At 75.7% G+C, this 8,079-nt stretch carries 7 protein-coding genes; 4 read left to right on the forward strand and 3 right to left on the reverse strand.

What is annotated here, in order from left to right; all coding sequences use genetic code 11:
* Positions 1 to 80: 80 nt before the first annotated feature.
* Entirely contained in the window at positions 81 to 911 is an 831-nt protein-coding gene (panB, locus tag AB0J00_RS11795; RefSeq protein ID WP_357744285.1) for a 3-methyl-2-oxobutanoate hydroxymethyltransferase, read from the reverse strand.
* 219 nt (positions 912 to 1,130) lie between these two features.
* Between panB and glnA the strand changes: the two genes are divergently transcribed.
* Genes glnA through AB0J00_RS11815 form a run of 4 tightly spaced genes read left to right on the forward strand, consistent with a single transcriptional unit; the run spans position 1,131 to position 6,717 of the window.
* Positions 1,131 to 2,471 carry a type I glutamate--ammonia ligase gene (gene glnA / locus AB0J00_RS11800; protein ID WP_357744287.1) on the forward strand — a complete coding sequence of 447 codons (1,341 nt, stop codon included), beginning with the start codon at positions 1,131 to 1,133 and terminating at the stop codon, positions 2,469 to 2,471.
* 34 nt (positions 2,472 to 2,505) lie between these two features.
* A complete protein-coding gene (locus tag AB0J00_RS11805) occupies positions 2,506 to 3,240 on the forward strand; it encodes a type 1 glutamine amidotransferase (protein WP_357744289.1) in 735 nt (244 codons plus the stop codon).
* A 2-nt stretch (positions 3,241 to 3,242) separates the two neighbouring features.
* The gene (locus AB0J00_RS11810; RefSeq protein ID WP_357744291.1) at positions 3,243 to 6,341 is read left to right on the forward strand and encodes a bifunctional [glutamine synthetase] adenylyltransferase/[glutamine synthetase]-adenylyl-L-tyrosine phosphorylase; all 3,099 of its coding nucleotides are present in this window, start codon (positions 3,243 to 3,245) and stop codon (positions 6,339 to 6,341) included.
* Between the two features lie 40 nt (positions 6,342 to 6,381).
* Positions 6,382 to 6,717 (forward strand): CDGSH iron-sulfur domain-containing protein, encoded by a 336-nt coding sequence (locus tag AB0J00_RS11815; RefSeq protein WP_357744293.1) that lies wholly within the window; start codon positions 6,382 to 6,384, stop codon positions 6,715 to 6,717.
* Between the two features lie 21 nt (positions 6,718 to 6,738).
* Here the strand turns inward: AB0J00_RS11815 and AB0J00_RS11820 are convergent, their stop codons facing one another.
* Both AB0J00_RS11820 and AB0J00_RS11825 read right to left on the reverse strand, forming a co-directional pair.
* On the reverse strand, positions 6,739 to 7,752 hold the full coding sequence (locus tag AB0J00_RS11820; RefSeq protein WP_357744295.1) for an iron-containing redox enzyme family protein: 1,014 nt from the start codon (positions 7,750 to 7,752) through the stop codon (positions 6,739 to 6,741).
* A 69-nt stretch (positions 7,753 to 7,821) separates the two neighbouring features.
* Positions 7,822 to 8,079, reverse strand: a 258-nt coding sequence (locus AB0J00_RS11825) for a methyl-accepting chemotaxis protein (RefSeq protein ID WP_357744297.1), incomplete at its 5' end; no start/stop codon positions are given.

Consider the following 8,079-nt stretch of genomic DNA (forward strand, 5'->3'; position numbering starts at 1 on the left):
GCGCCCCCGCGGTGTTCGGGGCCCCGTGATGGTGGGGGGGGGGGCTCGGGGGGGGGTCACCGCGACGGATCCACTCCGCCTCAGTCGAAGGAGTGCTCGGCGGTCGGGAAGGCGCCGTCGCGGACCTCGGTCGCGTACTCCTGCGCCGCCCGCAGCAGCTCACCGCGCAGGTCGGCGTACTTCTTCACGAACCTCGGCACCCGGCCGCCGTTGAGCCCCGCCATGTCCTGCCAGACCAGCACCTGCGCGTCGCACTCCGGCCCGGCGCCGATGCCGACGGTCGGGATGGCGAGCTCGCGGGTCACCTGGGCGGCCACCGCCGCGGGCACCATCTCCAGGACGACGGCGAACGCGCCGGCCTCCTGCACCGCGCGGGCGTCGGCCAGCAGCTGCTCGGCGCCGTCGCCGCGCCCCTGCACCCGGAACCCGCCCAGGGTGTTCTCGCTCTGCGGCGTGAACCCGACGTGCGCCATCACCGGGATGCCCGAGTCGGTGAGCAGCTTGACCTGCGGGGCCACGCGCACCCCGCCCTCGAGCTTGACCGCCTGCGCGCCGCCCTCCTTCATCAGCCGGACGGCGGTGTCGAACGCCTGCTGCGGGCCCGCCTCGTAGCTGCCGAACGGCATGTCGGCGACGACGAGCGCCCGGGTGGTCGACCGGGTCACGGCCTTGGTCAGCAGCAGCAGGTCGTCGACGGTCACCGGCACCGTCGAGTTCTGCCCGAACACCACGTTGCCGGCCGAGTCGCCCACCAGCAGCACCGGGATGCCGGCCTCCTCGAACACCGACGCCGCGTACGTGTCGTAGGCGGTGAGCATCGCCCACCGCTCGCCGCGGGCCTTGGCCTGCTGCAGGTGGTGCACCCGGACGCGGGCGGAGGAGGCGCCTCCGTAGAGCACTGACTCGGTCATGCTGGCGGCCGCTCCTTCGCGACGGGTGGACGGACCCGCACAGTGTCGTCCGCCGTCCGCGGCCCGGGTCGTCCGGGTGCGCTCCGTGCCGCGCCGACCCGCCGGCGCCGCGACACGCCCGGACGACGGACGCCGGGGGTCTGTGCGCGACCGGCCCCGACGAGGCAGGGTGGACCCGTCGTAACACCCCCGCAACGCCCGGAGGCGAACATGGCGAGCATGGACCGCCAGCAGGAGTTCGTCCTGCGCACCCTGGAGGAACGCGACATCCGCTTCGTGCGGCTGTGGTTCACCGACGTCTCGGGCTACCTCAAGGCCGTCGCGGTGGCGCCGGCCGAGATCGAGGCGGCGTTCGCCGAGGGGATCGGCTTCGACGGCTCGGCGATCGAGGGCTTCGCCCGGGTCTACGAGTCGGACATGCTCGCCAAGCCCGACCCGGCGACCTTCCAGGTGCTGCCGGCCACCCGCGGGCAGGCCAGCGAGACCGCGCGGATGTTCTGCGACATCACGCTGCCCGACGGGTCGCCGTCGTGGGCCGACCCGCGGCACGTGCTGCGCCGGACGCTGGCCAAGGCCGCCGACATGGGCTTCACCTTCTACACCCACCCCGAGGTCGAGTTCTTCCTCGTGCGGGACCTGCCCGACGACGGCACGCCGCCGGTGCCGGCGGACCTCGGCGGCTACTTCGACATGTCCACGCACAACGTGGCGCACGACTTCCGCCGGGAGGCGGTGTTCGCGCTCGAGGCCATGGGCATCTCGGTGGAGTTCAGCCACCACGAGGTCGCGCCCGGCCAGCAGGAGATCGACCTGCGCTACGCCGACGCCCTGTCGATGGCCGACAACATCATGACGCTGCGGCACGTGGTGCGGGAGGTCGCGCTCGCCCAGGGCGTGCACGCCACCTTCATGCCCAAGCCGTTCACCGAGCTCGCGGGTTCGGCCATGCACACCCACCTGTCGCTGTTCGAGGGCGACCGCAACGCCTTCCACGACCCGGCCGACCCGATGCGGTTGTCGACCACCGGCAAGCAGTTCATCGCCGGGCTGCTCACCCACGCCCGGGAGATGACGGCCGTCACCAACCAGACGGTCAACTCCTACCGGCGGCTGCTGGCCGGCACCGAGGCGCCGACCGCGGCGACCTGGGGCCGGGCCAACCGCTCGGCGCTGGTGCGGCTGCCCTCCTACAAGCCGAACAAGGGGCAGTCGGCCCGGGTCGAGGTGCGCTCGCCGGACTCCGCCTGCAACCCGTACCTGACCTTCGCGGTGCTGCTGGCCGCGGGGCTGCGCGGCATCGAGAAGGGCTACGAGCTGCCCGCCGAGGCCGAGGACGACGTCTGGTCGCTCACCGACACCGAGCGCCGCGCCGCCGGCTACGAGGACCTGCCGGTCTCCCTCGGCGAGGCGCTGACCGCGATGCAGGGCAGCGAGCTGGTCGCGGAGACCCTCGGCGAGCACGTGTACGAGTTCTTCCTGCGCAACAAGTGGGAGGAGTTCAACACCTACCGCCGCGAGGTCACCCCGTTCGAGCTCCGCCGGTACCTCCCCAGCATCTAGGGGCCGGCCGGCGGGCGCCGTTAACCTGGCTGACGTGGCCCGTCTGCTCGTCGTCGTCCCCTCCGAGACCGACCCACCGACCCGGCTGGGGGAGTGGCTGCGCGCCGCCGGGCTGGAGCTCGACGAGCGGTACGTCCGCGCCGGCGACGCGCTGCCGGCCGACCTGACCGGGCACGCCGGGCTGGTCGTCCTCGGCGGGCCGCAGTCGTCGATGGACGCCCCGGAGGTGTCCCCAGAGCTGGACGGCGTGCGCGCGCTGCTGGCGCAGGCGGTCGCCGCCGACGTCCCGACGCTGGCGATCTGCCTGGGCGCTCAGCTGCTCGCGCAGGCCGGCGGCGGCAGCACCCGGGTCGGCGCCGACGGTCCGGAAGTGGGTGCCACGCTGGTCGCCAAGCGCGACGCCGCGGACGCCGACCCGCTGTTCGCCCCGCTGCCGCTGTCGCCGGACGTGCTGCAGTGGCACCACGACGAGGTCGACCGGCTGCCGGCCGGGGCCACCCTGCTGGCCAGCAACCCGGCCTGCCCGAACCAGGCGTTCCGCATCGGGGCGCACGTGTACGGGCTGCAGTTCCACATCGAGCCCGACGAGGCGGTGCTGCGGCGCTGGGCGGCGTCGGACGCGGTCGGTGTCGCGAGCACCGGCCTGGACGCGGACACCGTCTGCGCCGCCGCGGTCGCCGTGCTGCCCGACGTCGCCGAGGTCTGGGCGCCGTTCGCCGGCCGGTTCGCGGAGCTGGTGCACGCCCGCACCGCCGCGGTGGGGGCCTGAGCATGGCCGCCCCCGCCGCCGAGGACGAGGACGTCCCCCGGCGGGCCGTCGTCCGGCTGGTCCGGTTCGGGTTCCAGGACGGCGCCCGCGCCGCCCGGCTGCTGGCCGACCCCGCGCTGGGGCTGTGGGACCTGGAGCGCAACGAGCCCGCCGACCCCGAGGCCGGTCCCGTGGTCGCCGCGCTGGCCCGCGCCGGCGACCCGGACCTCGCCGTCCGCTCGCTGTCCCGGCTGGTGGACGCGCTGGACGCCGACGACCCGGGTGGCGGCGCGGCCGCGACGCTGCTGGCCCGGCTGCGCGGCTCGGGCCCGCTGCGCGCCCGGCTGCTGTCGGTGCTGGGCGCCAGCTCCGGTCTGGGCGACCACCTGGTGGCCCACCCGGGCGACTGGGCGGTGCTCGACGCCGAGGACCGCGGTGAGCGGCCCGGCGCCGCCGAGCTGCAGCGGCAGCTGCTGGCCGCCGTCGGTGCCGACCCCGACGACCCCCCGTGGGGCGTGCGGCTGGGCAGCGGGGCGCCCGACGCGTCCCCGGAGCGGGTGCAGGCGCTCCGGCACGCCTACCTGCGCGCCGTGCTGTCGGTGGCCGGCCGCGACCTCGGCGACGGGCTGCGCGCGGACGAGGTGGCCGGCGAGCTCGCCGACCTCGCCGGCGCGGTCCTCACCGCGGGGCTGGCGATCGCCGTCGCCGAGCAGCCGGACGACGCCGTCCCGTGCCGGCTTGCGGTGATCGCGCTGGGCAAGACCGGCGGCCGGGAGCTCAACTACGTCAGCGACGTCGACGTCGTGTTCGTCGCCGAGCCGGTCGACGCCGGCACCGACGAGGCCGCCGCGCTGTCCTCGGCCACCCGGGTCGCCAGCGCGCTGATGCGGGTGTGCGGGCAGGCGGCGTGGGAGGTCGACGCGGCGCTGCGCCCCGAAGGCAAGGCCGGCGCACTGGTGCGCAGCCTCGACGGGATGCGCGCCTACTACGACAAGTGGGCCAGCACCTGGGAGTTCCAGGCGCTGCTGAAGATGCGCCCGGTGGCCGGCGACCCGGCGCTGGGCCGCGAGTACGTCGACGCGCTGTGGCCGATGGTGTGGCAGGCCGGCGACCGGCCCGGGTTCGTCGGCGAGGTGCAGCGGATGCGCCGCCGGGTCGAGGCCAACATCCCGCCCGCGCAGGCCGGCCGGGAGCTCAAGCTCGGCCGCGGCGGCCTGCGCGACGTCGAGTTCAGCGTGCAGCTGCTGCAGCTGGTGCACGGCCGCGCCGACGTCACGCTGCGCACCGGGGGGACCATCCCGGCCCTGGTCGCGCTCGGCGCCGGCGGCTACGTCGGCCGCGAGGACGTCAACACCCTCGTCGCCAGCTACCGGTTCCTGCGCACCGTCGAGCACCGGCTGCAGCTGCTCCGGCTGCGCCGCACCCACCTGCTGCCCACCGACGCCGACCAGCTGCACTGGCTGGCCCGGTCGCTGGGCTACAAGCCCGACCAGCGCGGCGACGCCGTCGCGGTGCTCACCGCGGAGCTCGCGCTGCACACCCGCGAGGTGCGCCGGCTGCACGAGAAGCTGTTCTACCGGCCGCTGCTGGCCGCGGTGGCCCGGGTGCCCGGCGAGCACCTGCAGCTGGGCCCGAAGGCGGCGGGGGAGTGGCTGCGGGCGCTGGGCTTCGCCGACCCGGACGGCGCGCTGCGCCACCTGGGCGCGCTCACCGGCGGGCTCAGCCGGTCGGCGAAGATGCAGCGCTACCTGCTGCCGGTGCTGCTGCAGACCTTCGCGTCCTGCGCCGACCCGGACGCCGGGCTGCTCGCCTACCGACGGGTGAGCGAGGCGCTCGGCGAGGACCAGTGGTTCCTGCGGCTGCTGCGCGACGAGGGCCAGGCCGCCGAGCGGCTCGCGCTGCTGCTGGGCTCCAGCCAGTACGTGGCCGGGCTGCTCACCCGCACGCCCGAGGCGCTGCGGATGCTCGCCGACGACGCCCAGCTCGCCCCGCGCAGCGCCGAGGCGCTCACCACCGCCTGGCGCGGCGCGGTCAGCCGGGCCGGCACGCCGTCGGCCGGCATCCAGGCGCTGCGCGGGCTGCGCCGGCAGGAGCTGCTGCGCATCGCCTGCGCCGACCTGCTCGGCATGCGGGACGTCGTCGCGGTCGGCCGCGCGCTGCACGCCGTGGCGGTCGCGACCCTGCGCGCCGGGCTGGACGCCGCGGTCCGCTCCTGGGCCGCCGAGCACGGCACCACCGCCGACGAGGTCCCGGTCGACGTCGCGGTGATCGGCATGGGCCGTCTCGGTGGCGCCGAGATGGGCTACGGCTCGGACGCCGACGTGCTGTTCGTGCACCGCGTCCGGCCCGGGCACCCCGAGTCGCAGGCCGCGTCGACGGCGAACGCGATCGCGCACGAGCTGCGCCGGCTGCTCGGCGAGCCGGCGCCGGACCCCGCGTTCGAGGTCGACGCGAACCTCCGGCCGGAGGGCCGCCAGGGGGCGCTGTCGCGCAGCCTGAGCGCGTTCGCCGAGTACTACCAGCGGTGGGTCTCGACGTGGGAGGTGCAGGCGCTGCTGCGCGCGGAGCCGGTCGCCGGCGACGAGGCGCTGGGCCGGGAGTTCATCGCCCTGGTCGACCCGCTGCGCTACCCCGGCGCCGGGCTGAGCACCGAGCAGGTCGCCGAGATCCGCCGGATCAAGGCCCGCGTCGACGCCGAGCGGCTGCCGCGCGGCGCCGACCCGGCCACCCACACCAAGCTGGGCCGCGGCGGGCTGGCCGACGTCGAGTGGACGGTGCAGCTGCTCCAGCTCGAGCACGCCGCCGCGCACCCGGGGCTGCGGGTCACCTCCACGACCGGGGCGCTGGAGCAGCTCCAGGCGCTGCGCCTGCTCGACGCCGAGCAGGCCGGGCCGCTGCGCGCGGCCTGGGAGCTCGCCAGCCGCGCCCGCAACGCGGTCTTCCTGGTGCGCGGCCGCCCGGGCGACCAGCTGCCGCGCCAGGGCCTGGAGCTCAGCGGCGTCGCCCGGGCCTGCGGCTACGGCCCGGAGGTGGACGCCGGGGAGTTCCTCGACGAGTACCGCCGGGTCACCCGGCACGCCCGCACCGTCGTCGAGCAGGTGTTCTACGGCCACGAGGGGTGAGGCGGGGTTGAGCGGCGCGGCGTCCGGGCACGACGGTCCGGTGCCCGACGAGACCCTGGCCGAGCAGCCGGCCACCGACACCGCCGACCTCAGCGATGCCGCCGTCCGGGGCGAGCCGCCGGCCGACGACCCGCTGGCCACCATCACGCCCTACGTCGACGGGCCGCTGATCGTGCGCGGCACCTTCCGGCTGGTCGACACCGACGGGCAGGAGATCGACCCGGGCCGCAGGACGGTCGCGCTGTGCCGGTGCGGGAAGTCGGCGATCAAGCCGTTCTGCGACGGCAGCCACAAGCGGGCCGGTTTCCACGCCGGCAGCGCGCCGACCCGCCCCCGCCCGGCCGCCGAGCTGTTCCGGTCGGCCGACGAGGGCTGAGCCCCGGGCGGGTCCCGGGCCCTAGGCGGCGACCGGCTCCGCGGTGCGCAGGCCCGACCGGCCGGCCTCCCACGCGCCGAGCAGGTGCACCGCGGCCAGCCCGTCGACGGCGAGCGCGCACTGGGCGCCGAACAGCACGTCGGCGGTCAGCGCGGGGTCCTCGGCGACCAGCGAGCCGCACATGTCGACCGAGGCGATCTGCTCGTGCACCGCGTCGGCCTCGACGTGCTCGTCGTAGAAGACCGCCGTCCGGTCCGGGTAGCCGAGGCGGCGCAGCCCCGAGGCGTACCGGCGGCTGGGCTCGGACGACGTCATCTCCACCGCGGCGAGGTGCCCGAGGCAGGCCCCGCGCCAGCGCCGGTGCAGGCCGAACAACGACATCGTGTTGACCGAGGCGAAGGCCACCGCCGGTGCGGCCTCCCAGAGGGCGCCGTAGCCGTCGTCGAGGTCCAGGTCGCGCATCATGTCGGCGAACAGCCGGCTGTGCATGCGCTGCGCCGACCCGCCGCCGTACTCGTCGGCCTGGATCTCGACCATCGCGGCCTTGCTCCGGCCGGCCAGCCGCGGGATCGCCCAGGTGTGCGGGTCGCCCTCCTTGAGGTGGTAGACCGACCGCAGCGTGAGGTACTCGCGCCACTGCTCGAGCGTCCCGCTCCGGGCGAGGTGCCGGGACAGCGACGGGCCGTCGTCCGCCTCGATGACCGCGGTGAGCTGCCGGTCGACCGGCTCGTCGGTGACGGTCCAGGGCGCGACCAGCCCGCGCAGCGCGGCGGTCTGCCGCTCCTCGAGCACGGCGCGCAGCCGCAGCAGCTCGGGGTCCCACTCCCACCGGTCATCGACGTCGTCGAACCCGCGGTAGTGCAGCTCGTAGCAGACCGCCAGGCTGAGCTGGAGGTCGTCGTCGGTGAGCGGTTCGGTGCTGGCGGCGGCCACCTCCACCGCGAGCGCCACCACGGCGGCGGACACCTGGCGGCCCTCCCGCAGCGCGTCGGTGAGGGCTGCGCTCAGGGGTCCCCGTGGCTTGGGAAGCTGCATGCCCGCGATCATGCCCCGGGCGGCACCGTCCCGAACGTCGCGACCGGGTGACGCCCCCCTGCGGAGCCGTCAGCCGGCCTGGTCGAAGGCCGTCGCCATCCGCGCCTGCTCCTCCAGGACCTCGTTCATCCGGGCCTGGACGACGTCGAGCTGGCCGATGATCTCGGCGGTCTGGTGGATGCCGGTGGCCACCGAGCGGCTCGAGGCCTGGATGCCGGCGATCTGCTCGCTGACCTTCTGGGTGGCGTTGGCGGTCTCCCGCGCCAGGTCCTTGACCTCGCTGGCGACCACGGCGAAGCCCTTGCCCAGCTCCCCGGCGCGGGCGGC

The organism is Modestobacter sp. NPDC049651 (assembly GCF_040659695.1).
Lineage (GTDB): Bacteria > Actinomycetota > Actinomycetes > Mycobacteriales > Geodermatophilaceae > Modestobacter.